The sequence below is a fragment of the Nonomuraea maheshkhaliensis genome, assembly GCF_039529435.1.
GTDB lineage: Bacteria > Actinomycetota > Actinomycetes > Streptosporangiales > Streptosporangiaceae > Nonomuraea > Nonomuraea maheshkhaliensis.
Window position 1 is genome coordinate 39,001 of sequence record NZ_BAAAMU010000053.1, and the last position, 26,257, is coordinate 65,257.

The 26,257-nt window shown below is 71.2% G+C and carries 27 protein-coding genes and 1 pseudogene; 18 read left to right on the top strand and 10 right to left on the bottom strand.

What is annotated here, in order from left to right; all coding sequences use genetic code 11:
• Positions 1-60 precede the first annotated feature (60 nt).
• Positions 61-669 (bottom strand): flavin reductase family protein, encoded by a 609-nt coding sequence (locus tag ABFX54_RS30630; RefSeq protein ID WP_346110040.1) that lies wholly within the window; start codon positions 667-669, stop codon positions 61-63.
• Between the two features lie 303 nt (positions 670-972).
• Positions 973-2,109, bottom strand: coding sequence for a serine hydrolase domain-containing protein (locus ABFX54_RS30635; RefSeq protein WP_346110041.1), 1,137 nt, complete (start codon positions 2,107-2,109; stop codon positions 973-975).
• A 438-nt stretch (positions 2,110-2,547) separates the two neighbouring features.
• Between ABFX54_RS30635 and ABFX54_RS30640 the strand changes: the two genes are divergently transcribed.
• Complete coding sequence (locus ABFX54_RS30640; RefSeq protein WP_346110042.1) at positions 2,548-3,006, top strand: hypothetical protein; 459 nt, start codon at positions 2,548-2,550, stop codon at positions 3,004-3,006.
• 88 nt (positions 3,007-3,094) lie between these two features.
• On the opposite strand, the gene ABFX54_RS30645 is transcribed toward ABFX54_RS30640, so the two are convergent.
• Positions 3,095-3,829, bottom strand: a complete 735-nt coding sequence (locus tag ABFX54_RS30645) for an SDR family NAD(P)-dependent oxidoreductase (protein ID WP_346110043.1) — start codon at positions 3,827-3,829, stop codon at positions 3,095-3,097.
• 87 nt (positions 3,830-3,916) lie between these two features.
• Here ABFX54_RS30645 and ABFX54_RS30650 point away from each other — a divergent pair, with 87 nt between their 5' ends.
• Together ABFX54_RS30650 and pafA are read left to right on the top strand one after the other, a co-directional pair.
• A complete protein-coding gene (locus ABFX54_RS30650) occupies positions 3,917-4,516 on the top strand; it encodes a TetR/AcrR family transcriptional regulator (protein ID WP_346110044.1) in 600 nt (199 codons plus the stop codon).
• Positions 4,517-4,620: 104 nt separating this feature from the next.
• A complete protein-coding gene (gene pafA / locus ABFX54_RS30655; protein WP_346110045.1) occupies positions 4,621-5,979 on the top strand; it encodes a Pup--protein ligase in 1,359 nt (452 codons plus the stop codon).
• A gap of 52 nt (positions 5,980-6,031) precedes the next feature.
• On the opposite strand, the gene ABFX54_RS30660 is transcribed toward pafA, so the two are convergent.
• Positions 6,032-6,214 (bottom strand): hypothetical protein, encoded by a 183-nt coding sequence (locus ABFX54_RS30660; RefSeq protein ID WP_346110046.1) that lies wholly within the window; start codon positions 6,212-6,214, stop codon positions 6,032-6,034.
• Positions 6,215-6,382: 168 nt separating this feature from the next.
• On the bottom strand, positions 6,383-6,547 hold the full coding sequence (locus tag ABFX54_RS30665; protein WP_346110047.1) for a hypothetical protein: 165 nt from the start codon (positions 6,545-6,547) through the stop codon (positions 6,383-6,385).
• Positions 6,548-6,916: 369 nt separating this feature from the next.
• On the opposite strand from ABFX54_RS30665, the gene ABFX54_RS30670 reads away from it, so the two are divergent.
• From ABFX54_RS30670 to ABFX54_RS30680, 3 genes are all read left to right on the top strand, one after another.
• Positions 6,917-7,123 carry a S41 family peptidase gene (locus ABFX54_RS30670; protein WP_346110048.1) on the top strand — a complete coding sequence of 69 codons (207 nt, stop codon included), beginning with the start codon at positions 6,917-6,919 and terminating at the stop codon, positions 7,121-7,123.
• Between the two features lies 1 nt (position 7,124).
• Entirely contained in the window at positions 7,125-7,412 is a 288-nt protein-coding gene (locus tag ABFX54_RS30675; RefSeq protein ID WP_346110049.1) for a S41 family peptidase, read from the top strand.
• Between the two features lie 123 nt (positions 7,413-7,535).
• Positions 7,536-7,952, top strand: a complete 417-nt coding sequence (locus ABFX54_RS30680) for a DUF6086 family protein (protein WP_346110050.1) — start codon at positions 7,536-7,538, stop codon at positions 7,950-7,952.
• A gap of 35 nt (positions 7,953-7,987) precedes the next feature.
• Here the strand turns inward: ABFX54_RS30680 and ABFX54_RS30685 are convergent, their stop codons facing one another.
• Positions 7,988-8,593, bottom strand: a complete 606-nt coding sequence (locus ABFX54_RS30685; protein WP_346110051.1) for a TetR/AcrR family transcriptional regulator — start codon at positions 8,591-8,593, stop codon at positions 7,988-7,990.
• Positions 8,594-8,680: 87 nt separating this feature from the next.
• Between ABFX54_RS30685 and ABFX54_RS30690 the strand changes: the two genes are divergently transcribed.
• Genes ABFX54_RS30690 through ABFX54_RS30700 form a run of 3 tightly spaced genes read left to right on the top strand, consistent with a single transcriptional unit; the run spans position 8,681 to position 11,507 of the window.
• Positions 8,681-9,418 (top strand): SDR family oxidoreductase, encoded by a 738-nt coding sequence (locus tag ABFX54_RS30690; protein ID WP_346110052.1) that lies wholly within the window; start codon positions 8,681-8,683, stop codon positions 9,416-9,418.
• A gap of 14 nt (positions 9,419-9,432) precedes the next feature.
• Complete coding sequence (locus tag ABFX54_RS30695) at positions 9,433-10,320, top strand: SDR family NAD(P)-dependent oxidoreductase (protein ID WP_346110053.1); 888 nt, start codon at positions 9,433-9,435, stop codon at positions 10,318-10,320.
• Positions 10,317-11,507 carry a PQQ-dependent sugar dehydrogenase gene (locus ABFX54_RS30700; RefSeq protein ID WP_346110054.1) on the top strand — a complete coding sequence of 397 codons (1,191 nt, stop codon included), beginning with the start codon at positions 10,317-10,319 and terminating at the stop codon, positions 11,505-11,507. Before ABFX54_RS30695 ends, ABFX54_RS30700 begins: the two co-directional genes overlap by 4 nt.
• Before the next feature lie 44 nt (positions 11,508-11,551).
• Here ABFX54_RS30700 and ABFX54_RS30705 read toward each other — a convergent pair whose 3' ends face one another.
• Genes ABFX54_RS30705 through ABFX54_RS30715 form a run of 3 tightly spaced genes read right to left on the bottom strand, consistent with a single transcriptional unit; the run spans position 11,552 to position 15,206 of the window.
• Positions 11,552-13,585, bottom strand: coding sequence for a hypothetical protein (locus ABFX54_RS30705; protein ID WP_346110055.1), 2,034 nt, complete (start codon positions 13,583-13,585; stop codon positions 11,552-11,554).
• Positions 13,582-14,703, bottom strand: a complete 1,122-nt coding sequence (locus ABFX54_RS30710) for a VWA domain-containing protein (protein ID WP_346110056.1) — start codon at positions 14,701-14,703, stop codon at positions 13,582-13,584. The genes ABFX54_RS30705 and ABFX54_RS30710 overlap by 4 nt, the downstream gene beginning before the upstream one ends.
• Positions 14,700-15,206 carry a DUF5682 family protein gene (locus ABFX54_RS30715; protein WP_346110057.1) on the bottom strand — a complete coding sequence of 169 codons (507 nt, stop codon included), beginning with the start codon at positions 15,204-15,206 and terminating at the stop codon, positions 14,700-14,702. Before ABFX54_RS30715 ends, ABFX54_RS30710 begins: the two co-directional genes overlap by 4 nt.
• A 6-nt stretch (positions 15,207-15,212) precedes the next feature.
• On the opposite strand from ABFX54_RS30715, the pseudogene ABFX54_RS57105 reads away from it, so the two are divergent.
• From ABFX54_RS57105 to ABFX54_RS30760, 9 genes and pseudogenes are all read left to right on the top strand, one after another.
• Positions 15,213-15,458, top strand: a pseudogene (locus ABFX54_RS57105) (Lhr family helicase); the annotation flags it as partial.
• 786 nt (positions 15,459-16,244) lie between these two features.
• The gene (locus ABFX54_RS30725) at positions 16,245-17,111 is read left to right on the top strand and encodes a GntR family transcriptional regulator (RefSeq protein WP_346110058.1); all 867 of its coding nucleotides are present in this window, start codon (positions 16,245-16,247) and stop codon (positions 17,109-17,111) included.
• 92 nt (positions 17,112-17,203) lie between these two features.
• Positions 17,204-18,820, top strand: coding sequence for an ABC transporter substrate-binding protein (locus ABFX54_RS30730; protein ID WP_346110059.1), 1,617 nt, complete (start codon positions 17,204-17,206; stop codon positions 18,818-18,820).
• A complete protein-coding gene (locus tag ABFX54_RS30735; protein WP_346110060.1) occupies positions 18,820-19,779 on the top strand; it encodes an ABC transporter permease in 960 nt (319 codons plus the stop codon). Before ABFX54_RS30730 ends, ABFX54_RS30735 begins: the two co-directional genes overlap by 1 nt.
• Positions 19,772-20,617, top strand: a complete 846-nt coding sequence (locus tag ABFX54_RS30740; RefSeq protein WP_346110061.1) for an ABC transporter permease — start codon at positions 19,772-19,774, stop codon at positions 20,615-20,617. The genes ABFX54_RS30735 and ABFX54_RS30740 overlap by 8 nt, the downstream gene beginning before the upstream one ends.
• A complete protein-coding gene (locus ABFX54_RS30745) occupies positions 20,614-21,579 on the top strand; it encodes an ABC transporter ATP-binding protein (protein ID WP_346110062.1) in 966 nt (321 codons plus the stop codon). Before ABFX54_RS30740 ends, ABFX54_RS30745 begins: the two co-directional genes overlap by 4 nt.
• Entirely contained in the window at positions 21,576-22,553 is a 978-nt protein-coding gene (locus tag ABFX54_RS30750; protein ID WP_346110063.1) for an ABC transporter ATP-binding protein, read from the top strand. Before ABFX54_RS30745 ends, ABFX54_RS30750 begins: the two co-directional genes overlap by 4 nt.
• Complete coding sequence (locus ABFX54_RS30755) at positions 22,550-24,349, top strand: gamma-glutamyltransferase family protein (RefSeq protein WP_346110064.1); 1,800 nt, start codon at positions 22,550-22,552, stop codon at positions 24,347-24,349. The genes ABFX54_RS30750 and ABFX54_RS30755 overlap by 4 nt, the downstream gene beginning before the upstream one ends.
• Entirely contained in the window at positions 24,346-25,092 is a 747-nt protein-coding gene (locus ABFX54_RS30760; protein ID WP_346110065.1) for a sulfite exporter TauE/SafE family protein, read from the top strand. Before ABFX54_RS30755 ends, ABFX54_RS30760 begins: the two co-directional genes overlap by 4 nt.
• A 16-nt stretch (positions 25,093-25,108) precedes the next feature.
• Here the strand turns inward: ABFX54_RS30760 and ABFX54_RS30765 are convergent, their stop codons facing one another.
• Complete coding sequence (locus ABFX54_RS30765) at positions 25,109-26,194, bottom strand: carboxylate-amine ligase (RefSeq protein ID WP_346110066.1); 1,086 nt, start codon at positions 26,192-26,194, stop codon at positions 25,109-25,111.
• Positions 26,195-26,257: the final 63 nt, after the last annotated feature.

Here is a 26,257-nt window from a genome sequence, read left to right on the forward strand (position 1 = left end):
TTGAAGGACTGGGCCAGCGGCTTCATGCAACGATCGTTTCTGAAGACCGACCCGTCTGGGTCAGCCCGGCTGAGGTTCCTCGTAAGGGATGCGGTTCAGGTGCAGGATCTCGCCCAGCGTGCCCCACTCGTCGCCGCCGAGCTTGGTCAGCGGCCGTAGCCGCCTGGCGTCCGGGCGGCCGTTGAGGAGGTACTCCTCGTGCACCGCCGCGAAAAAGACCCGGCCGAACACGAGCGTGGAGTTTCCCATGCGCAAGGTGGTGTGGGAACGGCATTCCAGGACGACGGGAGCGGCGGCCACGCGGGGCGGTCGCACGCAGCGGCTGGGTTCCCGCTCGATGCCGGCGGTGTCGAACTCGCTGACGGTGCGGGGAAAGTCGGTGGCAGTGTCGCGGATCACCTGCAGCATCGGCTCGGAGGAGAAGTTGACCACGAACTCGCCGGTGTCCTCAACGTTGCGCAGCGAGTCCTTGCGGCCGATCGAGGTGAACTGCACGATCGGCGGGTCGGTGCTGGCGATGCTGAAGAACGAATGCGGGGCGAGGTTCTCCACCGCTCCATCGGGGGTGATGGTGGAGACCCAGGCGATCGGGCGGGGAACAACGACAGACGTCAGGAACCGGTAGAAAGCCGTTGCGCCTACCGCCGTGGGATCGAAGTCGACGCGCATGGCATCCAGTATCCATGTGTTCACTTTTCGTAGCGGTCCGGCGCGCGGGAAGACGATTCCGCGCGTGGGACGGCGTGCCTAAGTCCTGTACACGCTCACACACCGGGACGGTAACCGTCCTTGCCCGCTCCCGTGTCGGCCTGCCGTCGAGGAAGCCGCCACCAAGGACACGCGAGTGGTGTCAGCCCGGGTAGAAGGCGCGGGCCGGGGATGGGAGCTGGCGGACGCGCGGTTCGTCCACCAGCTCAAGCCGACCGGCAACCTCGCCCCGGTACGCGCCACCACGGGGCGGGGTTGCTTAGGTCAGAAGTATTTCGAGGTCAGGTCGGTCGTGGGCCAGGAGGAGACCTTCACCTTGTTCATGTCGTCGTCGATGGTGTCGTAGTCGAGCGTGCCGCTCTCCTCGCGCCGGTTGAACAGCACGGCGTAGCTGAACCCGTTCTGCAGCCGCGCCAGATAGGAGAACGTGCCGGGCATCGAGCCGTTGTGCCAGGTGTTGAGGTGGCCGGTGACCTGGCGGCACCACCAGCCGCCGCCGTACCAGGAGCCGTACTCGTTGACGCCGATCTCCGGCTTGGCCACCAGTTTGGAGATCGAGGTCGAGTTGAGCACGATGCCCGGCCGGTCGAAGGCGAGGGTCCAGCGGACCAGGTCCACGGCGGAGGCCAGCCAGCCGCCGTTGGCGTCCTGGTTGGGCATGTTGAAGCCGCCGTAGGGGTAAGGGACGGTGGTGCCGGAGGTGTCGAGGACTGTCTTGTTCGTGTACTGCGACTCGTAGCCGACCTCGCCGGTCGCGGCCTCGCTCTTGAGGCTCTTGCCGAGTCGCATGCGGGTGATGCCGAGCGGCTGGAGCAGCTTGGTCTTGATGTACGTCTCGTACGGCTGCCCCGAGACCTTCGCGATGATGCGGCCGAGCAGCATGTAGCCGTAGTTGCTGTAGACCATCTTGCTGCCCGGGGCGAAGTCGAGCTGGCGGGCGGTGGCGTACCGGATGATGTCGTCGTGCCCGATCGGCAGCGGCACGTCGAGCGCGGCCGAGATGGTGTGGTCCAGCCAGAGCTGGTCCTTGGAGGCGTCGCGGTCCCAGCCGCCGAGGTGCTGCATGAGGCGGAGTACGGTGATCTGCCCCATCCGGGCGTCGGCCGGGGTGAGGCCGAGTAGCTGGGTGACCTTGGCCGACAGGCTCAGCTTGCCGTCCTGCACCAGGCGCATGATGGCGGCCGAGGTGATGTTCTTGCTCAGGCTGGCGATCCGGAACAGCGACGTCGGCGAGGGGATGGCCGGCGTCCTGGAGTAGTCGTCGAAGCAGTAGCCGCGCGCGAGCAGGATCTTGCCGTTCTTCATGACGGCCAGCTGCGCGGCTCTGATCTTGCGGTCCAGCACGAACTTCTTGACCACGTTGTCGAAACCCGCCAGTTGGGTGGGCGCGGTTCCTGACACGCGTACGACAGGGGCGGGGGCCGCCTGTGCCGGTCGCGCTGCGATCAGCGTCGCCGGTGCCGCCGCTAGGAGGGCTCTGCGGGAAAGGCCGGTCACTTATGCCCCTTTGGTCACATCCGATACGTGGATCACACATCTTACGGAGATCAGGGGCTTGGACGAAGCGGGTCGGCGGGCCCAGCTATCGGGCCCAGCAATCGGGCCCAGCAATCGGGCCCAGCGATCGGCCGCACCTGTGCTCCGGCCTGCGGGTGGTCTTCGCGCGCACGGAACGCGCAATGCCCGCGATATGTCCGGTTGTTGTCCTGGGGTTGTCGCGGTCGACGAGTAATCATCCGCAGTAGAGGAAAGTCGCGATGCGATGAGCGGCACGGGTGAGCACAAAGGTGCTAATCAGTTCGGGTGTGACATGAAGATTCGGACCAGGAACGAGGCTCCATGCGCTCTGCATTGAAGAAGCTCTGTCTGGCCACGGCGGCGGTCATGATGATGACCTCACCGATCACGACCGGCACGGCGTACGCCGCCGACACGGCCTACAACGTCAAGACGCAATGGCTGGCGGAATGGGCGGTGCGCACGATGCCCATGGAGCTGGTACGGCGCGAGATCTGGCTGGAGGGAGACAAAGGTGATTACGGCTGGTTCACCTACGTGAATCCGCCTGCCGAGGTCTATGTCGGTGCTCCGTGCGAGACCTATACCGGCCCCATCATCGAGGGGACGTATACATGGACCTCGCAGATCTGGCCGGGGTATCCCTGGGACGGGTGGTACCGGATCGACAGTTATCTCACTCACAAGACCGGTGGCGCGGCATACACCATCAGATGCAATTTCCGGATACCCGGTGACGGCAATTACACGTGGGGCAGCGCCCTCGATCCACACTTCTGACCACACTGCCGACCACACGTGGAAGGCCCCGGGACAGCGTGGTGTCCGGGGTTCTTCCGCGTGCCCGGCCCCGCCGGTGAAGGCGTGGTCAGACCTGGGCCTGGCCGCCGTCGACGAACCATTCGGCGCCGTTGACGAAGCTGGAGGCGTCCGAGGCGAGGAACGTCGCCACGGTGGCGATCTCGTCCGGGTGGGCGATTCTGCCGAGCGGCACGATCGAGGCGAGCTGCTGGTAGTCCGGGCCCGCGGCGCTCTCCAGGCCCGGGGTCTCGGTCGGGCCGGGGCTGAGGACGTTGACCCGGAAGTTCCGTTCCCGAGCGCTGAGTGCCCAGCTGCGTACCAGGTTGCGGATCGCCGCCTTCGACGCGCCGTAGATCTCCAGGCCCGGTCCGGCGCGCAGGGAGTTGGTCGAGCCGATCACGACGATCGAGGCGCCTTTCGACAGCAACGGCAGGGCCTTCTGCACGGTGAAGATCGTGCCCTTGACGTTCGTGCCGAAGGTGGCGTCGACGGCCTCCTCGGTGATCTCGCCGAGACGCTGCGCGACGGCGCCGCCGGCGTTGGCGATGAGCACGTCGACGCGGCCGGCCCGCTCGCGTACGACCGAGTAGAGGTGGTCGAGGTCGGCCTGTACGGAGACGTCGGCGCGCACGCCGGTGGCGGCCGGGCCGATCTCGGCGACGGCCGCGTCGAGCGGTTCCTGGCGGCGGCCGGTCAGGAACACCTGGGCCCCCTCGGCGGCGAACCGCTTGGCGATGGCCAGGCCGATGCCGCTGTTGGCTCCGGTGATCACCGCTACTTTGCCTGCTAGTACGTCCGTCATGACAGCCCCGATCCCTGGTTCTTGACTCGTTCGTCCAGAAAGCTAGCCGTTATGGACGAGCCAGTCAAGAATGGCTAGGATGTGCCCATGGCACGACCCAGGAAGTTCGACGAACAGCGGGTGCTGGACACCGCTCGGGAGCGGTTCTGGGCGGGCGGATACGCCGCCACGCGCATGGACGACATCGCCGAGGCGACCGGGCTCGGCAAGGGCAGCCTCTACGGGGCGTTCGGGGGCAAGCAGGAGCTGTTCCGCCGCGTGTTCGACGACTTCTGCGGGGCCGCCGTCGACGATTTGAGCCGGCAGTTGAGCGGCAGTGACGAGGACGCCTACGCGCGGTTGTCCGCGCACGTGCACGCGGTGGCGGCGTCGACCGCGGCCGACACCGCCCGCCGTGGCTGCCTGCTGGCCAAGGGCGCCGCCGAGCTGGCCGAACACGACGAGGCGGTGGCCAAGCGGGCGCAGGTGACCATCGAGGCGATGCGGACGTTGCTGGCGGACGACATCGCGGCCTGCCAGCGCAACGGCGACATCGCGGCGGACGCGGACCCGGGGGAGCTGGCCGCGCTGGTGCTCGCCGTACTGCGCGGCATCGAGGCGCTGGGCAAGGCAGGGGCGAGCGAGGAGACGCTGACCGGCATCGCCTCGACGGCTCTCGCCGTGCTGCCCCGGCCGCCCGCTCGCTGAGTTCGCGTCCGACGGCAGCGAGTTCCGCGGCGCCGGCTGGGGGACGGTCATCATCAAGATCGTCGAAACCGTCGCCTCGGAAAGGAGCAGAGTAGTGTGAGGTAATGGATCGCCGCATCTATGGCGTGGAGACCGAATACGGTGTCACGTGCACGTTCCGGGGCCAGCGCAGGCTCTCCCCGGACGAGGTGGCCCGTTACCTGTTCCGGGGAGTCGTGTCCTGGGGCCGGTCGAGCAACGTGTTCCTGCGCAACGGCGCCCGCCTCTACCTGGACGTCGGCAGCCACCCCGAGTACGCCACGCCCGAGTGCGACGACCTGGTCGAGCTGGTCACGCACGACAAGGCGGGCGAGCGCATCCTGGAGGGCCTGCGCGTGGACGCCGAGCGGCGGCTGCGCGAGGAGGGCATCTCCGGCGAGGTCTACCTGTTCAAGAACAACACCGACTCGGCCGGCAACTCCTACGGCTGCCATGAAAACTACTGCGTGGGCCGGCACGGCGAGTTCGGGGCGCTGGCCGAGGTGCTGATCCCGTTCCTGGTCACCCGGCAGCTCATCTGCGGGGCCGGCAAGGTGCTGCAGACCCCGCGCGGCGCCGTCTACTGCGTGTCGCAGCGCGCCGAGCACATCTGGGAGAGCGTGTCGTCGGCGACGACGCGTTCGCGGCCGATCATCAACACCCGGGACGAGCCGCACGGCGACGCCGAGCGGTTCCGCCGCCTGCACGTGATCGTCGGCGACGCGAACATGAGCGAGGCCACGATGTTGCTCAAGGTCGGCGCGACCGACCTGGTGCTGCGCATGGTCGAGGCCGGAGTGGCGCTGCGCGACCTGAGCCTGGAGAACCCGATCCGGGCGATCCGCGAGGTCTCCCACGACCTGACCGGCCGGCGGCGGATCCGGCTGGCGAACGGGCGCGAGGCGTCGGCGCTGGAGATCCAGCAGGACTACCTGAGCAAGGCGATCGACTTCGTGGACCGGCACGGCGGCGACCCGACCACCCACCGGGTGCTGGACCTGTGGGAACGCACGCTGCGCGCGGTGGAGACCGGGGACCTGAGCCTGGTGTCCCGCGAGATCGACTGGGTGATCAAGCACCAGCTGATCGAGCGTTACCGCGAGAAGTACGGCCTGGCGCTGTCGTCCCCACGGGTGGCTCAGCTCGACCTGGCCTACCACGACGTGCACCGCACGCGAGGGCTGTTCTACCTGCTGCAGCGGCGCGGGGCCGTGGAGCGGGTGGCCGCCGACATCAAGATCTTCGAGGCGAAGTCGGTGCCGCCGCAGACGACCCGGGCGCGGCTGCGCGGCGAGTTCATCCGCAAGGCGCAGGAGAAGCGGCGCGACTTCACCGTGGACTGGGTGCATCTGAAGCTGAACGACCAGGCGCAGCGGACCGTCCTGTGCAAGGACCCGTTCCGGAGCGTGGACGAGCGAGTGGACAAGCTCATCGCGGACATGTGACCGCGCGGCTGAGCCAGGAGAACGGCGACCATCTCCGCCACCGCACCCAGCACTACCTCGTCCACGGCGAGAACAGGCGGTGACCCGGCGACCCGCAGACCTGGGCGGTTTGACCTCTGCCAGAGGTCCACACGTCCGCGGCCAGCGGCACCACCGCGCCCGCGCCGCCACCCGGCCACACCTCACCGGTCTGCGGATGCCGCGGCACCAGGGCGATCTCCGCGGTCGCGCTCAAGCCGGGCCCGGCCAGGCCAAGGCGCCGTTCCGGCGGCCCCGCGGGGGGGGGGGGGAGACCATCGATCGCCCGCCGGAACACCTCGGCCACGGGCCCATCAGGGACGGTGACCCGTTCACCACCCGAGACCACCAGCAGATGCGCCAATGCCACCGCCACGGCGGCCTTTCACTGCGGGCTCCAGTAACCCCGCTGACCGACGGGCGGCGTACTCGGCGGTTCCTCCCACCCCATCACCCGCGGAACGGGCCCGGCCACGGCGACGGGCCGCACGGCGTTCGGCTCCAGCCACACCACCTGCCAGAACCCGCAGTCGTCGATGCGAGTCGCCACCGGCCGGCCGCATTCGGCGCAAGCTCCCCGAGATAGCCGAACAGCTCGCCGACCTGCTGCGACGACGCCTCGCCGAGGGTGCCTACGACGTTGACAGTGCTGCTGAGCTCGCCCGTCTGGTCACCGCGGACCTGCAGTCCATCAACGACGACAAACACCTGAGGCTGAAGCACCACGCCGACCCGGTGTCCCCCGGAGAGGGCGCGGCGACCTTGGAGCCCATCCGCCGGGACTTCGAAACCTCGCTGGGAGGCGCGCCCCGGGTGGAGCTGCTCGACGGCGGGGTCGCCGTGGTAAAGCTGGCGCCGATGCTGTTTCCGCTGGACTGGGCCGCCGAAGGCCGCCGAACCACTGGCCGCCGCGCTCACCTTGGCCTCGCGCGCCCAGGCGCTGATCGTGGACCTGCGGGGCAACCGGGGCGGCGACCCGGACACCGTCGCCTTCGTCTGCAGTTACCTCCTGGACGAGCGCACCCACCTCAACACCATGTACTGGCGCAGCGGTGAGCGCACCGAGCAGTCCTGGAGCCTGCCGCACGTCCCCGGCGCGCGTTTCGGCGGCAGCAAACCGTTGTAACGTGCTGACCAGCGACAACACCTTCTCCGCCGCCGAGGAACTGGCCTACGACCTGCAGCAACTCGGCCGCGCCGTGGTCGTCGGCGAGACCACCCGCGGCGGCGCGCACCCGTGCAAGGGCTGGACCGTGCACCCCCACCTGGAGGCCACCGTCCCCACCGGCCGCGCGATCAACCCCGTCTCAGGCACCAACTGGGAGGGCCTCGGCGTGCGGCCGGACGTCCCTTGTTTTGCCGCGAAGTCCCTCGACCAGGCGCACACCCTGGCTCTCGCCCGACTGGCAGGCTGACGCCGGCAAGGAGAGACCAGGCGGGTCGGACGTTGGGCTGGGGGAAGTCGAAAGATCTTCATAGCGCTGTGTGATGATGCTTCGCGTGCCTCTCGGCCGAGAACGCGTAGGCGCGGAGGTGCGGTGAGCCAGTACTACCAGGTCGGTGAGCACGTGCTGTGGAACCCCTCGAACGGGGTCTCGGCGCTGTTCCTGCGATCCGCCCACGCCCTCGCACCCGAGGTGGGCCTGCCGACGGGGCTCGGGCCGATGCGGGACGACGAATGTCAGATCGACCTGGAGGTTTTCACCGCCTTCGTCAGCGCCCTGGTTCACCGCTACGAGCGTTCGAACCATCCGATCCTGCACGCCCTCATGGAGGGCTTCATCGCCACGGCGCTGGTGCTCGTCCAGCGAGCCGGCGCCGAGCCGGCCCGGCCGGGCGGTGACGGCTGGCGGGATGTGCAGGTGAGCGGGCCTTCCACCCGGTTGCCCGAGGACGGCGCCACCGGGCGATGGGCGGAACTCACGGCGCGGTACGCCCGGTCGATGCCGCATTGAGCTCCGGTCATCAGCGGCGTCAGGTTGCGGCCGGCTCACCGGCCGTGCTTGGCCGAGCCGTACAACGCCTGGTCGACCAGGCGTTCGGCGAGTGATTCGTCGAAGGGCACCCGCAGCACGAGCAGCCGGTGATAGCAGGCCCCCCACAACTGGTCCACGATGATGTCGAGGTCCGCGTCCTCGCGCAGTTGCCCCTGCCGCACGGCCACACGCAGGCGTTCCCGGGCGAGTTCGCGCCGGGGCAGCGCGTAGCTCTCCGACCAGGCGCGCGCGAGGCTCGCGTCCAGCTGTGCCGCCCCGAGCAGTTCGCTGACGGGCTTCTCCGCGCCTTCCTCCTTCAGCCAGCGGACGAACGCCTTGAGCTGGGTGATCAGATCGGCGCGTACGTCTCCCGTGTCGGGGAACTCCAGCACCCGACGGCTCTGGGCGAAGTACGCCTCGGCCGCGAGCACGCCCGGCGACGACCACCACTTGTACAGGGTCGTCTTGCTCGAACCCGCCTCCATCGCGACCCGGTCGAACGTCACCGCCTGCATGCCGTCCTCCAGCAGGATGCGGCCGGCCGCCGCGAGCACCGCGGCGCGCACCTCCGCGGCCGGGCGGCGGCCCCGGCCGCGCCGCTGGGCAGTCTCCTCGGACATCGCCACCCCTTTTTATGGACGAGTTGTTCATTTCGGTGCTACCGTCTTATGTGGACGACTTGTTCATATCCTAGCGGAGGCTCTGACATGGCGAACAACGCAGCACGCGTCGCACTCGTCACCGGCGGGTCCGGCGGAATCGGCAGGGCGAGCGCTGAACGCCTGGCCGCCGACGGCTTCTCCGTCGTCGTGCACTACGGGGGCGGCAAGGACCGCGCCGAGGAAGTGGCGCGGGCGGTGACGCGCGCAGGGGGTCGCGCCGCCGTCGCGGCCGGGGACGTGGCGGACGAGACGGCGATGGAGGCCGTGTTCGACGTCGCGGAACGCGAGTTCGGCGGGCTCGACGTCCTCGTCCACACCGCGGGCATCATGCCGCTCTCGCCCGTCGCGAACATGGACCTCGACGCCTTCGACCGCGTCCAGCGCACCAACGTGCGCGGGACATTCGTCGTCGACCAGCTCGCCGCCCGGCGCCTGCGCGCCGGGGGAGCGATCATCAACATCTCCACCTCGGTCACCCGGCTGCAGCAGCCGGGCTACGGCGCCTACGCCGCGTCCAAGGGTGCCGCGGAGGCACTGACCCTGATCCTCGCCCGCGAACTGCGCGGACGGGACATCACGGTCAACGCCGTGGCGCCAGGACCGACCGCGACGCCGCTGTTCTTCGAGGGCAAGAGCCAGGAGACCATCGACCGGATCGCCGCGCTGAACCCGATGGAGCGGCTCGGCACCCCGGAGGACATCGCCGAGGTCGTCGCCTTCCTCGCCGGGCCCGCGCGCTGGGTCAACGGCCAGGTCCTGTACGCCAACGGCGGAGCAGCGTGAAAGGGGAACCGGACATGTCCATCGTCATGATCACCGGCGCGGCCACCGGCATCGGTCGCCTGACGGCCGAGACTCTCGCCGCGGCGGGGCACACCGTCTACGCCACGATGCGCGACCCCGAGGGCCGCGATGCCGCCGCCGCGTCCGAGCTCGCCGCCCTCGCCCGCGCCACCGGCGCGGACCTGCGGGTCGTCGCGCTCGACGTGACGTCGCAGGACTCGGCCGAGGATGCCGTACGGCACATCCTCGCGGACGCGGGCGGCCTGGACGCCGTCGTGCACAACGCCGGGCACCTCTACCTCGGCTACGTCGAGGCGTTCACCGACGACGACCTCGCCCGGCTGCTCGACGTCAACACGATCGGGGCACACCGGGTCAACCGGGCGGTGCTGCCGTACCTCCGTCAGAACCGTTCCGGAACGCTGGTCTACGTCGGCAGCACCATCCTCGTGACCACCCCGCCCTTCCTCGGGCCGTACGTGGCCTCGAAGGCGGCGTTCGACGCGCTCGCCGTGGTGACGTCGTACGAGGTCTCGCAGTTCGGCATCGAGACCTCGATCGTGATGCCCGGCGCGATCACGCAGGGCACGCGGCACTTCGCGAACGCCTCCAGGGCCACGGACGAGCGCGTGAGCGCGCAGTACGCCGTACTCGACCCGCTGGTCGAACGGACCCACGAGGCGCACGAGCAGCTCTTCGCGCCGGGGACGACCGCCGATCCGCGGGACGTGGCGGAGGAGATCCGGCGCATCCTCGCCCTGCCCGCCGGGGACAAGCCGTTCCGGTCCGTGGTGGACGCCGCCCGTGCCGGGGTCGATCACGTCATGGCGTTCAGCGATCTGACGCGGGAGGCGTTCGTAAGGCGGCTCGGTTTCGGGGAGACGCTGGAGCTCAAGCGATGAGCGGCCACGACCGCACGTTACGGCGGACCGCGGCCTCGGCGGCCACGGCGGTCCTGGCATCGGCCGCCCTCGCGCTCGGCGGATGCTCGGCGCCGACGGGCGAGCCGCAGGCGGCACCATCACGGCCGGTCACCTCGAGCCCGGGCGCTGCCACTCCGAACACCGGCGCGGTCACCCCGAGCGCCGGCGCGGTGGCGACCCTCGGGGAGCCGGTCGAGCTCGTGACGGAGCTGGAGGCACCCTGGGGGCTCACGTTCCTCCCCGACGGCTCGGCGCTCGTCTCCGAGCGCATCTCCGGCGAGATAGTACGGATCCCCGCCCAGGGCGGCACCCCGCGAACGGTCGGTGTCGTCCCCGGCGTGCACGTGAGCTCGGAGGGCGGCCTGCTCGGCATCGCCGCCTCCCCGGAGTTCGCGGCCGACCGTACCGTCTTCGCCTCCGTCTCCGGGCGGGACGGGAACCGCATCGTCGCGCTCACCATCGCCGCCGACTACGGCTCCCTCACCGTCGGCCGGGTGCTGCTCGACGGCATCCAGACCGCCGACCGGCACCACGGCGGTCGCATCGCCGTCGGGCCGGACGGGCACCTGTGGATCGGCACGGGTGACGCCTTCGAGCCCGAGAACGCCGCCACTCCCGGCTCGCTCAACGGCAAGATCCTGCGCATCGCGGTGGACGGCTCCGTCCCCGAGGACAATCCGGGGTCGTCGGCGATCTACTCCAGCGGTCACCGCAACGTCCAGGGCATCGCGTTCGGCCCCGACGGCACCGCGTACGCGTCGGAGCTCGGCCACCGGACGTGGGACGAGGTCAACGTCCTGCGCGCGGGCGCGGACTACGGCTGGCCGGACACCGAGGGGACCGCCGGCTCGACAGGCGAGCCGCCGATCGCCACGATCCACCCGGACGAGGCCAGCCCGTCCGGCCTCGCGTACGCCGAGGGGTCGCTGTGGATCGGCGCCCTGGGCGGGCAGCGGCTCTGGCAGCTTCCCGTCGCGGGCGGCGCCGCGGCGGGCGCCCCCATCGGCCACTTCGCCGGCGACTACGGCCGGATCCGTACCGTCGAAGTGGCCCCCGACGGGGCGCTGTGGCTGGTCACGTCGAACACCGACCGCGCGACCTGGGGCGGCACCGACCCGCGCCCGGGCGACGACCGGATACTCCGGGTGGAGGTGAACAAGCGCTGACCGCGCTTGGATCGACGTCGGTCAGGGGCGGGGGGCGACGTCGGTCAGGCCAGGTCCAGGGCCACCTCCACGCGCAGGTAGGCGTCGATCCAGGTGCGCTCGGCCGCCTCGCCCGAGTCCTGGGACCGTGCCGTCGCGAACGCCGTGACGGCCTGGGCGACGCGGAGGAGCCCGAGCGTGGTCAGCCGTCGCGCGGCGGTGTCGAGGCGGGCGGCGTAGGTCGGCGGCAGGTGGGACAGGCCGTGGTGGGCCGCCTCCGCGAGCAGCGCGCGGGTGTCGATCAGTACGGCGGTCAGCGGGTCGTGCTGATCCTCGGCGACCGCGAGCGGGCCACTGCCTGCGGCGGGTCGCAGATCGGGTACGACGACCCGATCGCCGGCGACCAGGCCGACGGGGTCGATGACGACACCGCCCGCGGTCCGGCCGGCCACGCCGCTGACGTAACGCAGCTCGCCTTCCTCCCCCGCGAGCACGGAGGCCAGCGCGTCGAGGCGGCCGGGGGCGGCGGTGGTGTGGGTGGCGGTGACGGTGGCGGTGTTGCCCGCCTGGTCGGCGATGATGGCGTCGAGGCGCTGGTCGCCGGGGACATAGGTGATGGCCACCACCTCGGAGACGGCGGCCACGCGGACCAGCTCCGCCTCGACGCGCGGGCGGACGGGCCGCAGCGGGAGGGCGTCGAGCTCGCGGCCGAGCGCGGCGAAGTCGGTCACCACCAGGGACGGCGAGAGCTCACCCCAGTCGCCGCGCGACGGGCCGACCGTCGTCTTGGAGATCCGCCCGGTGGCCAGCCGCACCGTACGGCTGGCGCTGCGGACCGCGGATTCCGTGACGAGGTTGCCGGTGGCCAGGGCGGCCAGCGTGGAGCCGGCGACGCGGCGCCGGGCCAGCGCGGCGCCGTCGTCGTCGCCGTCCCATTCGCGGCGCAGCACCAGGACCATCGCACTGTCGCTGTGGGCCAGGTAGAGCTCGGCGATCCGCCGGCCCCCGAGGCCGCGGATCCGGCAGCCGAGGCTCTCCAGCCGGGCCCGGCGCAACGGGGTCTCGGCGGCCTCGGCGGTGCCCAGCACGCTGCTGCGGAGGGTCGCGTCGGGGCGGGTCACGGCGCGGTGCCGGGCGTGCAGCTCGGCGAGGTGGCTCGCGAGCAGCTCGGGACGGTAGTGGGCGCCGCGGTCGCGGTAGGCGGCCAGTTGCTCGGCGAGGTCGCCGACGGCCAGCAGCGGCCAGCGCGATCCGGCGGCGTCCAGATGACGCTGTACGTCGGCGATGGTGGCGTCGAATCCCTGACCGAGGTGCGCCGCGCCCTCGCGCAGGACCGTGCCGGCCAGCCCCAGGGCCCGCTCCAGCCCGGATCCGGCACCGGTCGCGGCCTCGCCGCCGACGTCGACCCGTACCTCCTGCCTTCCGGGATGCAGCTCGTCGGCCACCCGGAACGCCCACACGGCGAGGGCGATGACGTCGTCGCGGGTGCCCGCGACGGCGTCGGTGTGGACGAAGCCGAGGTCGCCGGGGATCAGGAATCGCACGGTCGCGGTGGCCAGCTCGACCTGCGGCGCGGGATCGGCGGCGGTGGCGCGGCGCACCCGGGCGGTATATCCGGATTTTTCGGTACGGCGGGCGGCGGCCATCAGGCGGGCGCCGATCCTGGCGGTCAGCTCGCCGTCGCTCACCTGCCCCGGCGACCAGGCGGAGGGCTCCGGCTCGACGGACGGCCCATCGGCGGTCTCAGCGACGGGTTCGGTGGCGGGTCCTGTGGCGGGTCCGGCGACGGGTGCATCGGAGGGTTCGGTGGCGGGTGCATCGGCGGGTGCGGCGGCGGGTGCGGCGTGCCGGCGCTGGTACGCGAGCACCACCCCCACAACATGCCGGCACACCCCGGCCGCACCACACGTGCACCGAGCCACGTCGAGCCCCCCGACCGGCAGACTCGCGCTCGGCCCGCCCACGAAGTCGCCGTGCACAGTCCCGTCAGCGTCGGTACGCACCTCCGGCGCCGCCTCCTTCCCGGCCCGCTTGACCAGCCCGCGATTGGTGAGCGCGGCGAGCGCGTCCGTGGTGAGCCCGAGCAGATCCGTTCTCATCGGCCCACGTGCTCCGCGACGAAGGACGCCAGCTCACCGGGCGTCATCGCGCCCACGTAAGCCCCGGCGTCGGCCAGGCGCTGCCCGAGCTCCCGGTCGTAGGCCGGGTTGGCCTGCTCGTCGAGGGCGGCCAGGCCGAGGACCTTGCTGCCCTGCTCGACCAGGTCGCGCACGATGCGTACCAGCCGGTGGGGATCGCCGCCCTCGTAGAAGTCGGAGATCAGCACGACGATGGCCCGCCGCGGCTGGTCCACGAGCCCGGCCCCGTACGCCGCCGCGCGGGCGATGTCGGTGCCGCCACCGAGCTGGACCTTCATCAGCAGTTCGACGGGATCGTCCACGTCGGAGGTCAGGTCCACCACGTCGGTGTCGAAGGCGACCAGGTGGGTGCGCACGCCGGGCAGGCCCCAAAGGCAGGCCGCGGTGACCGCCGAGTGGATCACCGATTCGGTCATCGAGCCGGACTGGTCGACGAGCAGGATCACCTGCCACTGTTCGAGGTGGCGGCGGGTGCGGGAGAAGAACAGCGGGGTCTCGATCACGACCTTGCCGGTGTCGGGCTGGTAGCGGCCGAGGTTGGCGCGCAGGGTCCTGGCCATGTCGAAGTTGCGTGCCAGCCGCAGCCGGCCCGGCCGCCGTACCTTGGTGCCGGAGAAGGCGGTGCGCACCTCGGTGGCGAGCTTGTCCATGAGCTCCCGTACGACCTGCTCCACGATGCGCCTGGCCAGCCGCAGCACCTGCGGGTTCATCAGGTGTTTGGTGTGCAGGACCGCCTTGAGCAGCGCGGGGTTGGGCTCGATGCGGGCGAGCACGTCGGGGTCGGTGACGAGGTCGTGGATCTCGTAGCGTTCGACGGCGTCGCGTTGCAGGCGTTCGATGGTCTCCTTGGGGAACAGGCGGGTGATGTCGTCGAGCCAGTCGAAGGTGGTCAGGCTCGACGGGTCGTTCCCCGCCTGCCGCCGTACGCCGCGCCTGCGCAGGTCCTCGTCGCGGCCGTACAGCCAGTCCATGGCGGCGTCGCGGCCGGCGGCCTCCGCGCCGAGCTGCCCGCCGCCGAGGCAGGCGTCGCGGGCCTCGCCGAGCAGCAGCCGCCACCGTACGAGGGTGGGGTCGGTCATGTCAGTCCTTCCCGGCGCAGCGCCGCGTCGACGCGTTCGTCCAGTGCCATGCCGGCGGCCACCAGCTCCGGCGCCGCCTCCAGCCGCATCAGGTCCCACGCGGACGCGCCGGAGCGCACCTCGACCAGGCGGGTGGCGATGAGGTGCCGCTCGCGCGGCGGGAAGTAGCCGAACGCCTGGCGCAGCGCCGGCAGGGCCACCAGGAAGTCATGGTCGCTCATCGCCGCGACCAGCTCGTCGAGCAGCTCCAGCATGCCGCCGGTGTGCAGGACCTCCTCCCGGGCGAGCGCGAACAGCCCGGCCAGCCAGTCGCCGGCCGACGCGGGCACGAACGCGCCGCGTACCGCACGCGCGGGATCCACGGTGGCGGCGCCGCGCAGTGACCAGCCCAGCCCGAGTGAGGCCCCGCGCAGGTCGGGCGGCACGTCCTGGCAGGCGGCGATGCGGTCGGCGACACCCAGCGCCGCGCCCACGCCCAGGCCGAGGTGCTGCTCGAACGGCACGGCGTGGTGACGCGGGGGGCGGTGACGTCGGAGCGGCTGCCCGGCGGGTTCACGCCTGTTTACCAGGTGCTGCGGGCGTACGAGGAGAGCGGGCGGTGCCGCAGGGGGTACTTCGTCGAGGGGCTCGGCGGCGCGCAGTTCGCGCTGCCGGGGGCGGTGGACCGCATGCGTGCCATGGCACCCGGCATCGCCCCGGGCTCCCCACCCGGCGGGATGGGTGATGTGTGGGCTGATGGTGCTTCCGATGGGGCCACGAACGGGCCCACCGGCGGGTGGACCAGCGGGGCGGTCGGCCGAGGGGCTGGTGAGGTGGCGGGTGAGACGCCCAGTGGGATGACCGAGGCGCCGGCCGGTGGAATGGCCGGTGGGATGACTGGTCAGGCGCCCGGCGGGACGGCCAGGGAGCCGACCGGTGGGATGGTCGGTGGAACGGCTGGTCAGGCGCCCGGCGGGATGGCTGGTGGGGCGGCGTTCGGTGGGGCGCGTGGTGGTCGGTGGGGCGTCGGTGGAGGGCGGCCGGGGGCTGGGCGGTCCGAGGGCGGGCGGCGGGCCGTGGTGCTGGCGTCGGCGGATCCGGCCAGTCCGTACGGTGCGGCGCTTCCCTGGCCGCAGCGTCCCGGCGATGTCGGGCACAAGCCGGGCAGGAAGGCGGGCGCGCTCGTCGTGCTGGTGGACGGGCATCTGGTGCTCTACGTGGAACGTGGCGGCAAGACGCTGCTGTCGTTCACCGATGGCGACCGGCTGCAGCCGGCGGTGGACGCGCTGGCCCTGGCCGTACGTGACGGGGCGCTGGGCAAGCTGACGGTCGAACGGGCCGACGGCGGCTCCATCGTCGACTCACCCCTGGCGGCGGCCCTGGAGGCGGCCGGCTTCCACCCGACCCCCCGGGGGTTGCGCCTGCGCGCCTGACGCCCCGGGGGTTGCGCCTGCGCGCCTGACGCCCCGGGGGATGCGCCTGCCGCCTGACACCAGACGTGGCCGGTCGTGGGGTGGGTGACGGGTTGGGGTACGGAGTTTTTGTATACGATTGATCCCCCTATGAGTGATATGACGCTGGGCGCCAGCCATCAGACCTTGCGCGACGAGGTCACCGCGGAGCTGCGCCGCCGCATTCTCACCGGCGAGCTCGCTCAGGGCGAGCGGCTGGTCGAGGATCGGCTGGCCGCCGCGCTCGGCGTCTCCCGCAATCCCGTTCGCGAGTCCATCAGGGTGCTGGCCGCCGAGGGCTTCATCCAGGTCGTCCCCCGCATCGGCGCCACGGTCGCCCGGTTGTCGGCGGAGGAGGGTGAGGAGCTGTTCGACGTGCGGATGGCCGTCGAAGGGCTGGCGGCGCGGCTGGCGGCGCGCAAGCGCGGCTTGGCCTTGGCCGCGGGCTTGGACTCCGCGTCGGGCTTGGACTGCGCGTCGGGCTTGGGCTCCGCTTCGAGCTTGGACTCCGCTTCGGGCTCCGGGCCGACTTCGACCCCGAGCTCGCGGTCGGGGTCAAGGTCGGGATCCAGGTCAAGGTCAGGACCAACCTCGGGCTCAAGGCCGGGGGCGGACCCAGGCCCGGACACGAGCACCAGGCTGCGGCAGGTGCTCGATCAGGCCAAGGAGGCGGTGGAGAGCGGGCGCCTGGAGGAGGTGGCCGATCTGAACACCGCCTTCCACCTGGCGGTCGGCGAGGCCGCGGGCAACTCGTACCTCGCCCTGATGATGAAGCCGATGCTCCAGCGAGCACAGTGGATCTTCAGTCAGACGGCCGCCGTCCGGGCCCCGCACTCCTGGCAGGAGCACCTGAGCCTGTTCGAGGCGATCGAGGCGGGTGACGAGGACGAGGCGCAGGCCAGGGCGGTCGCGCACGTCGCGGCGGCCCGGCGGTCGTTCCTGGCCTCGACCCGCGCGCCAAAACCGGCAAACGATTAGGAAACACTCAGATAACGACATAGGGTCACGAAACATCCCTGAAATGTCAGATCTTGTATACAGTCTCCTAAACGTTTTCAACGGAGGCCCCCATGCGACCGTCACCCAAGGTCGTCGCGGCGCTCGTGACACTCCCCCTCGCCCTGACGGCTTGCGGCGGCGGCGGATCGAGCACCACACCCGCGGCACCTAGTTCCATAGCCAGCGCCTCGGCCGACCACCGGGCGGTCAAGAGCGGCGGCACGCTCAACATCGCGCTCAACGCCGACCCCGACGCGCTGGACCCGAGCATCTCGACCACGCTGGTGGGCCGCGAGGTGTTCGCGAACATGTGCGAGAAGCTCTACGACATCGACGCCTCCTCCGCCCTGGTGCCGCAGCTCGCCTCGGCCCTGCCCGAGCTGTCCGGCGACGGCAAGGAGGTGACGATCAAGCTGCGCGAAGGCGTGAAGTTCAACGACGGCACGGCGTTCGACGCCGACGCGGTGAAGAAGTCGCTGGACCGCCACCGCACGTGGGAGAAGTCGGCCCGCCAGGCCGACCTGGCGGCGGTCTCCAAGGTGGAGGTCGTCGACCCCGCGACGGTGAAGCTCACGCTGACGCAGGCGTTCACGCCGCTGACCGCGCAGCTCGCGGACCGCGCCGGAATGATCATGTCGCCGAAGGCCCTGGACGCCGAAGGCGACAACTTCGGTGCCAGCCCGGTGTGCGTGGGGCCGTTCAAGTTCGCGAGCCGGACGTCCGGCAGCCAGATCTCCCTGGAGAAGGCGCCGGACTACTACGACGCGGCCAAGGTCAAGCTGGACAAGCTCGTATACAAAATCATCGTCGACCCCAACGTGCGGGCCGCGAACCTCAAGTCCGGCGACGTGCAGGTGGGCGACCAGCTCGCCACCAACACCGTCAAGGGCGTGCAGGACGACCCCAACCTGACCGTGGTCTCCGGTGGCGGGCTGGGTTACTACGGCTTCCAGATCAACATCGGCAACGCGAACGGCTCGACCAAGAAGCCGGGCCCGGTGGACACGGCGCTGGGCAAGAGCCCGCAGCTGCGTGAGGCGTTCGAGCTGGCGCTCGACCGGGACGCGATCAACAAGACCGTATACAACGGCCTGCACGAGGTCGACTGCTACCCGGTGCCGACCGACAGCCCGTTCCGGCCGAAGGATCTGACCTGCCCGAAGCGTGACCTGGCCAAGGCCAAGCAGCTCGTGCAGGCATCCGGCGTGCCGACGCCGATCCCGGTCTCCATGGCCACCCCGAACGACGCCGTCAACCAGCGCCTGGCGCAGGTCATCCAGTCGATGGTCAAGGAGGCCGGCTTCAACGTGAGCGTGCAGACGGCCGAGTTCGTCAGCGTGCTGGAGCAGGGCAAGGCCGGCAAGTTCGACACCCTGCTGAGCGGCTGGTCGGGCCGGGTGGACGCCGACGGCAACCTGACGAACCTGGTCACGACGCAGGGCAGCAACAACTACGCCGGCATGTCCGACCCGGGCATTGACGACCCGATCAAGCAGGCCGCCGCCGAGACCGACCCGGCCAAGCGCGCCGAGCTGTACGGGGCCGCCATGAAGAAGGCCGCCGAGCTGCGGGGCGTGGTGTACCTGTACCACAACAAGTACTACCTCGGCATGCACAAGACGGTCGCCGGCGTCCAGTACTTCAAGGACGGCCTGCCGCGCTTCGTCACCGCCGGGTTCGCCGCGTAATGCTCTGGTTCATCCTCCGGCGCTGCGGGTCGGCGGTGATCGTGCTCTTCCTGTCCAGCGTCCTGATCTTCCTGGGGATCAGGGCGTTGCCGGGAGACCCGGCCACGGTCATGGCGGGCCAGGAGGCCTCGCCCGCCGCGATCGAGGCCATCCGGCACGAGTTCGGCCTGGACAAGCCGCTGCCCGCGCAGTACGTGGACTACGTCGCCCAGACCGTCACCGGCAACTTCGGCCGCTCGACGCAGGACCAGCTCCCGGTGATCGACATCCTGGCCGAGCGGATCCCCGTGACGCTGGAGCTGTCGGCGCTGGCCATGCTGGTCGCGATCGTCGTCGGCGTGGGCGCGGGCATCGTCGCGGCCGTGCGCCGCGGCAGGTTCGCCGACTACGTGGCCACCGGCTTCGGCCTGGCCGGGCTGTCGGTGCCGCACTTCTGGCTGGGCCTGCTCGGCATCCTGCTGTTCGCGGTGACCTGGCGGGTCCTGCCCGCCTCCGGCTACGTCCCCTTCACCGAGGACCCCGGCCAGAACCTGCAGCGCATGATCCTGCCCGCGCTCGTGCTCGGCACCGGTTTCGCGGCGATCCTCATGCGGCAGACCCGCTCGGCGATGCTGGGCGCGCTGTCGGCCGACTATGTCAGGACCGCCAGGTCGAAGGGCCTGCCGGAGGTCAAGGTCGTCGGCGCGCACGCGCTGCGCAACAGCCTGACGACGGTGGTGACCGTGCTGGGCCTGCAGCTCGGCGCGCTGATCAGCGGGGCCGTGGTGACCGAGCAGATCTTCGTCATCCCCGGCTTCGGCAAGCTCACCGTGGACGCGGTCCTGACCAGGAACTATCCCGTCATCCAGGCGGTCGTGCTGGTCACGGTCGTCGGCTACGTGGTGGTCAACCTGCTGGTCGACATCGCCTACGCCTTCCTCAACCCGCGGATCCGGCTCTCGGGAGGCGGCCATGACTGAGGTGATGAGCCGGACGCGGCTGTGGCGGCGCTTCCGGCGCAGGCCCATGCCGATGGCCGGTCTCGTGCTGGTGGTCGCGTTCGTGCTGCTGGCGCTGGTAGGGCCCCTGGTCACCGGCGACCCGGCCGCGCAGGACTACATGGCCACCCTCGCTCCCCCGTCGGGCGCGCACCCGATGGGCACCGACGACCTCGGCCGGGACGCCCTGGCCAGGATCGCGCACGGCGCCCAGGTCTCGCTGCAGGCGGGCGTGCTGTCCACGCTGCTGGCGATGGTCATCGGCATCCCGATCGGGCTGGTCGCCGGGTTCTACCGGCGCTGGCTGGACCCGATCGTGATGCGGCTGGTGGACGTGACGCTGGCCTTCCCGTTCCTGGTGTTCGCGGTCGGCCTGGCGGCGATCATCGGGCCGTCGCTGAAGGGCGTGGTGCTGGCGCTGGGATTCGCGCAGCTGCCCGCCGTCATCCGGATCACCCGCGGCGAGGTGCTGGCGGTCAGGGAGATGGACTACGTGGCCGCGGCCATCGCCGACGGCGCGGGCGACGGGCACATCATCTTCAGGTACGTGCTGCCGAACTGCGCCAGCCCCCTCATCGTGCAGGCCACGGTGGCGATCCCGGCGGCGATCATCGGCGAGTCCACGCTGTCGTTCCTGGGCCTGGGCGTGCAGCCGCCGACCCCGTCGTGGGGCGTGATGCTGACGACCGCGCAGCAGTACCTGAGCGACGCGCCCTGGCTGGCGATCTGGCCGGGGCTGATGATCGCGCTGGCCACGCTGGGCTTCAACCTGCTCGGCGACGGGCTGCGCGACGTACTGGATCCGAGGAGCGCCCGATGAGCCTGCTGGAGATCACCGACCTCCGCGTCGGTTTCAGGACCGAGGACGGGCTCGTCCAGGCGGTCAGGGACATCTCGCTCACCCTGGACGAGGGCGAGATCCTCGCGCTGTGCGGCGAGTCGGGCTGCGGCAAGTCGGTCACCGCGATGTCGGTGCCGAGGCTGCTGCCGCCCGACACGACCGAGCTGAGCGGCTCGATCAAGCTGGACGGCCGCGAGCTGACCACGCTGCCCGAGTCGGAGCTGCGGCGCGTGCGCGGCAAGACGGTCTCGGTCGTCTTCCAGGAGCCGATGACCTCGCTGAACCCGTCGTTCACCGTCGGCTACCAGATCGCCGAGGTGCTGCGCCGGCACGAGGGCCTGTCCCGGCAGGCCGCCGCCAGGCGGGCGGAGGAGCTGCTGGAGCTGGTCGGCATCCCGGCCCCCGGACGCAGGATGAAGGAGTATCCGCACCAGCTCTCCGGCGGCATGCGGCAACGGGTGATGATCGCCATCGCGGTGGCCTGCTCGCCGCGGGTGCTGATCGCCGACGAGCCCACCACGGCGCTCGACGTGACGATCCAGGCCGGGGTGCTGGACGTCTTCCGCGACCTGCGGGACCGGCTGGGCACCGCGATCATCCTCATCACGCACGACCTGGGCGTGGTGGCCGACATCGCCGACCGCGCCGTGGTCATGTACGCCGGCCGCGCGGTCGAGCAGGCCCCGGTGGCGCAGCTCTTCGCCGAGCCGCGGCACCCGTACACGCTGGGGCTGATGAAGGCGCTGCCGTCGGCGGCGGTGAACGGGCGGCTGGCGGAGATCCCCGGCATGGTGCCCTCGCCGATGTCGGACCCCGACGAGTGCGCCTTCCAGGACCGCTGCCCGCGCGCCCAGGACGACTGCCGCCTGTCCAGGCCACAGCTCGAACGCCAGGCCGACCGCCACCTGGCGGCCTGTTTCCACCCGGGAGGCGGCAAGTGATCCTGCGGATCGACAACCTCGTCAAGCACTACGGCCCGGTACGCGCCGTGGACGGCCTGTCGCTGGAGATCGGCCAGGGCGAGGTGCTCGGCCTGGTCGGCGAGTCGGGCAGCGGCAAGTCCACGGTCGGCAAGTGCGTGCTGCGGCTGACCGAGCCCACCTCGGGCTCGATCGAGCTGAACGGCACCGACATCACCCACCTGTCGCGAAGGGCCATGCGGCCGCTGCGCCGCGAGGTCCACATGGTCTTCCAGGACCCGTTCTCCTCGCTCAACCCGCGCTTCACGATCGAGCAGATCGTCGGCGAGCCGCTGCTGCGGCACAAGGTGAGCGACCGGCGCGAGACGGCCGGGCGCGTGGCGGCCATGCTGGAGAAGGTCGGGCTGCGCCAGGAGATGCGCAAGCGCTACCCGCACGAGCTGTCCGGCGGGCAGCGGCAGCGGGTGGGGCTGGCCAGGGCCCTGATCCTTTCACCCAAGCTGGTCGTGGCGGACGAGCCGGTGTCGGCGCTGGACGTGTCCGTGCAGGCGTCGGTGCTCAACCTGATCACCGACCTGCAGCGGGACATGGGCTTCTCGTGCCTGTTCATCACCCATGACCTGTCGGTCGTGGAGTTCCTGGCCGACCGGATCGCGGTCATGTATCTGGGCCGGATCGTCGAGTCGGGGCCGACGGCCGAGATCTTCGCGCAGCCGCGGCATCCGTACACGCAGGCTCTGCTGTCGGCCGCCCCGGTGGCCGATCCGGTCGCGCAGCGGGAGCGGCGCAGGATCGTGCTCGGCGGCGACGTGCCGAGCCCGGTGGACCCGCCGGCCGGCTGCCGCTTCCACACGCGGTGCCCGCTGGCGTACGACGAGTGCCGCACGTCCGAGCCCCTCTTGCGAGACCCACGTGGCGCGGCCCATCCGGCCGCCTGCCACCTGGTAACGGCGGACCGCGTCCCCGACGCGGCCGCACCCCTAGTGAAGGAGTGAGTTTGTTCACCACCAGGCCCGAGCTGAAGGGCGACTTCGGCATGGTCGCCGGTACGCACTGGCTGGCCTCGGCCACCGGCATGAGTGTGCTGGAACGCGGCGGGAACGCCTTCGACGCCGCCGTGGCCGCCGGATTCGTGCTGCAGGTCGCCGAGCCGCATCTGAACGGCCCCGGCGGCGAGGTGCCGATCCTGCTGTGGAACGAGACCGAGCAGAAGGTCTCGGTCGTGTGCGGTCAGGGCGTGGCCCCCGCGGCGGCGACCATCGAGCGCTTCACCGAGCTCGGCCTGGACGTCGTGCCCGGCACCGGGCTGCTGGCGGCGACGGTGCCGGGGGCGTTCGGTGGCTGGATGCTGATGCTGGAGCGCTGGGGCACCTGGTCGCTGGCCGACGTACTGGCCCCGGCGATCCACTACGCCGAGCACGGCGTGCCGGTGCTGGAGCGGATCTCGGCCACGATCGAGTCGGTGCGCACCCTGTTCGAGCAGGACTGGCCGACGTCGGCGGCGACCTGGCTGCCCGGCGGAGACGTGCCCGCGCCCGGTGCCAAGCTGGCCAACCCGGTGCTGGCCGCCACCTACCGGCGGGTGATCGCCGAGGCCGAGTCGGCGTCCGGCACGCGCGAGGGCCAGATCGAGGCCGCCAGGAAGACCTGGTACGAGGGCTTCGTCGCCGAGGCGATCGCCGAGTTCAGCCGGACAACGGCCTGGCGGGACAGCTCGGGCGAGGTGCACGGCGGCCTGCTGACCGGCGACGACCTGGCCGGCTGGGCGGCCTCGGTGGAGGAGCCGGCCACGTTCGACTACCGCGGTCACACGGTGGCCAAGACGGGGCCGTGGGGCCAGGGGCCGGTCTTCCTGCAGCAGCTCGCCCTGCTCGACGGGTTCGACCTGGACGCGATGGACTTCCTCGGCGCCGACTACCTGCACACGGTGACCGAGGCCGCCAAGCTGGCCTTCGCCGACCGCGAAGCCTGGTACGGCGACACCGACGTGCCCATGGCTGACCTGCTGAGCCCGGCGTACAACGCCGAGCGGCGGCGGCTGATCGGCGCGGAGGCCAGCCTGGAGCTGCGGCCGGGCGCGCCCGGCGGACGCACGCCCCGGCTGCCGGTCTTCCCCGAGCCGGGCACGGCGAGCGACGCGCCGGGTCTGTCGGGCTCGCGCAAGCCACAGGGGGTGGGCGAGCCGACCGTTGCGCGTGACGGCATGGTCAAGGGTGACACGTGTCACATCGACGTCGTGGACCGGTGGGGCAACATGGTGTCGGCCACGCCCAGCGGCGGCTGGCTGCAGAGCTCCCCGACCATTCCCGGGCTGGGCTTCTGCCTGGGCACACGGGCCCAGATGTTCTGGCTGCAGGAGGACGTGGCCACGGCGCTGCGTCCTGGCGCGCGCCCGCGTACGACGCTGTCGCCGTCGTTCGCGCTCAGGGACGGCAAGCCGTGGCTGGCCTTCGGCACCCCCGGCGGCGACCAGCAGGACCAGTGGAGCGTGAACTTCTTCCTGTCGATCGTGCACGGCGGGCTGAACCTCCAGGAGGCCATCGACGCCCCCATGTTCCACTCCGAGCACTTCCCCAGCTCGTTCTTCCCGCGCGCCTCCCGTCCCGGCGTCATGCACGTCGAGGACCGCGTGGACGCGGGCGTCATCGCGGAGCTGCGGCGGCGCGGGCACGAGGTCGAGACGCCGGGCGCGTGGGCGCTCGGCCGGCTCAGCGCGGTCGCGCGCGACGGCGCCTTCCTCAAGGCCGCCGCCAACCCGCGTGGCGCCCAGGGCTACGCAGCCGGCCGATGACGGCCACCGATCTGCTCTTCCTGGTAGGAGCCGGTCTGCTGGCCGGCGTGGTGAACGCCCTGGCGGGGGGAGGAACGCTCGTCTCCTTCCCCGCCCTGCTGGCGCTGGGGCTTCCCGGCCTGACCGCCACCGTGACCAACGCGGTGGCGCTCTGGCCGGGCTACGTGGGCGGCGCGGTGGGCTACCGCAAGGAGCTGCGCGGCCAGCGCAGCAGGACGGTGAGCCTGGCGGTCACCGCGGTGCTGGGGGCGTGCGTGGGCAGCTCGTTACTGCTGCTCACGCCGGGCAAGCTGTTCGAGTCGATGGTGCCGTGGCTGGTGGCCTTCGCCAGCCTCGCGCTGCTGGCGCAGCCGTGGCTGCGCCGCCTGTTCGGGGGCGAGGCGGCCGAGCCGGTCAGCCGCATGGTGTACGCCGGGGTGTTCCTCGGCGGCTGCTACGGCGCCTACTTCAACGGCGGGATGGGCGTGGTGCTGCTGACCGTGCTCGGCATGTTCCTGCACGACAACCTGCATCGCGTGAACGCCGTGCGGGCCGTGCTGTCGCTGGTCGTCAGCTCGGTCTCGGTCGTCGCCTTCTCGCTGTTCGGCCCGGTGAACTGGCGGGCCGTGGCGGTGATCGCGCCGGCCAGCCTGGTGGGCGGGCTGCTCGGCACCCGCCTGGCCAGGCTCATGCCGCCGAAGGTGCTGCGCGGCGTGGTCGTCGCCTTCGGCCTGGGTGTGGCCGCCGCCCTCGCGTTGCGCTGACCACACCCGTCTCGCCTCAGGCCACGGTGGCCTCGATGAGGTCGTCCACCACCTCGGCCAGATCATTACCCCTCTCGTACGCCCTGCGCTGGCGCATGGCCCCCGACCCCTTGCGCAGCAACCGGTCGAGGCCCTCCTGGATGAAGGTCAGGTCACCGGCCTCCGCCAGCGCCGGGCGTACGTGCTCCAGCAGGCGCCCGGCCATCACCGCGGCCGGGACCAGCGTGCCGTGCCGTACGTCGAGGCTGTCGCCGCGCAGCCCGTCGCGGGCGGCCCGCCAGTAGGCGGCGCGCAGCACCTCGGCAGGAATCGGCAGCCCGCGGTCCCCTCGCCGGACAGCGGTCAGCGCGGTGACGACGAGCGCCCTGATCAGCCCGATCAGGGTGAGGCTGTCGGCCACGTCGAGCGGCACGTCGGCCACCCTGATCTCCACGGTGGGCAACCGGGGCGACGGACGCGCGTCCCAGTAGACGGTCTTGGCGTCGAGCAGCACGCCCGACTCCGCCAGCGCCTGGAGGGCCAGCTCGTAGTCTCCGAACGAGCCGAAGTAGGGTGGCGCGCCGGAGACCGGCCAGCGGCCCCAGCTGATCACCCGCCACGAGGCGTAGCCCGTGTCGCGCCCCACGAAGAACGGCGAGTTGGCGGCCAGCGCGATCAGCGTCGGCAGCCAGGGCCGCAGGTGGTTGCCCACGTAGACGGCGTGCTCGGGGTCGGGCACGTCCACGTGCACGTGCAGGGCGCAGATGCTGAGTTCGTCCTGAAGGGCCCGGTAGAGGGCCCTGCCTTGCAGATAGCGGTCATCGTCGGTGAGCGGTGAGGGCACCACCGCGCCCAGGACCGGGATGCCGCTCGCGACGACTGCCAGCCCGCACGAACGGGCCGCGCCTGCTACCTCCTTTCGCGCCGTGCGTAACTGGGAGCCCAGTTCGCTGAGGTCGGCGGAGGGCGGTGTACGAGCCTCCACCTGGAATCTGGTGATTTCATGCACCACGTCCAGCACGTCGGTCGCCGCGGCCAGTACTTCGGCCGCTCGGGGAGCCACGTGGCGGGTGCGGGGATCAACGATGAGGTATTCCTCTTCGATCCCGATGAGCGGAACCATGCCGGCACCTCACTGGGGGAGTCCACAGTCTCCGCATCATGTTGTGCCCGTCCCACGCCCGTC

Excerpts from the sequence above, each read along its gene's own strand:
- ABFX54_RS30630 (WP_346110040.1), bottom strand. The coding sequence starts at position 669 with ATGCGCGTCGACTTCGATCCCACGGCGGTAGGCGCAACGGCTTTCTAC.
- ABFX54_RS30640 (WP_346110042.1), top strand. The coding sequence starts at position 2,548 with ATGCGCTCTGCATTGAAGAAGCTCTGTCTGGCCACGGCGGCGGTCATG.
- ABFX54_RS30645 (WP_346110043.1), bottom strand. The coding sequence starts at position 3,829 with ATGACGGACGTACTAGCAGGCAAAGTAGCGGTGATCACCGGAGCCAAC.
- ABFX54_RS30650 (WP_346110044.1), top strand. The coding sequence starts at position 3,917 with ATGGCACGACCCAGGAAGTTCGACGAACAGCGGGTGCTGGACACCGCT.
- pafA (WP_346110045.1), top strand. The coding sequence starts at position 4,621 with ATGGATCGCCGCATCTATGGCGTGGAGACCGAATACGGTGTCACGTGC.
- ABFX54_RS30685 (WP_346110051.1), bottom strand. The coding sequence starts at position 8,593 with ATGTCCGAGGAGACTGCCCAGCGGCGCGGCCGGGGCCGCCGCCCGGCC.
- ABFX54_RS30690 (WP_346110052.1), top strand. The coding sequence starts at position 8,681 with ATGGCGAACAACGCAGCACGCGTCGCACTCGTCACCGGCGGGTCCGGC.
- ABFX54_RS30695 (WP_346110053.1), top strand. The coding sequence starts at position 9,433 with ATGTCCATCGTCATGATCACCGGCGCGGCCACCGGCATCGGTCGCCTG.
- ABFX54_RS30700 (WP_346110054.1), top strand. The coding sequence starts at position 10,317 with ATGAGCGGCCACGACCGCACGTTACGGCGGACCGCGGCCTCGGCGGCC.
- ABFX54_RS30705 (WP_346110055.1), bottom strand. The coding sequence starts at position 13,585 with ATGAGAACGGATCTGCTCGGGCTCACCACGGACGCGCTCGCCGCGCTC.
- ABFX54_RS30710 (WP_346110056.1), bottom strand. The coding sequence starts at position 14,703 with ATGACCGACCCCACCCTCGTACGGTGGCGGCTGCTGCTCGGCGAGGCC.
- ABFX54_RS30725 (WP_346110058.1), top strand. The coding sequence starts at position 16,245 with ATGAGTGATATGACGCTGGGCGCCAGCCATCAGACCTTGCGCGACGAG.
- ABFX54_RS30730 (WP_346110059.1), top strand. The coding sequence starts at position 17,204 with ATGCGACCGTCACCCAAGGTCGTCGCGGCGCTCGTGACACTCCCCCTC.
- ABFX54_RS30735 (WP_346110060.1), top strand. The coding sequence starts at position 18,820 with ATGCTCTGGTTCATCCTCCGGCGCTGCGGGTCGGCGGTGATCGTGCTC.
- ABFX54_RS30740 (WP_346110061.1), top strand. The coding sequence starts at position 19,772 with ATGACTGAGGTGATGAGCCGGACGCGGCTGTGGCGGCGCTTCCGGCGC.
- ABFX54_RS30745 (WP_346110062.1), top strand. The coding sequence starts at position 20,614 with ATGAGCCTGCTGGAGATCACCGACCTCCGCGTCGGTTTCAGGACCGAG.
- ABFX54_RS30760 (WP_346110065.1), top strand. The coding sequence starts at position 24,346 with ATGACGGCCACCGATCTGCTCTTCCTGGTAGGAGCCGGTCTGCTGGCC.
- ABFX54_RS30765 (WP_346110066.1), bottom strand. The coding sequence starts at position 26,194 with ATGGTTCCGCTCATCGGGATCGAAGAGGAATACCTCATCGTTGATCCC.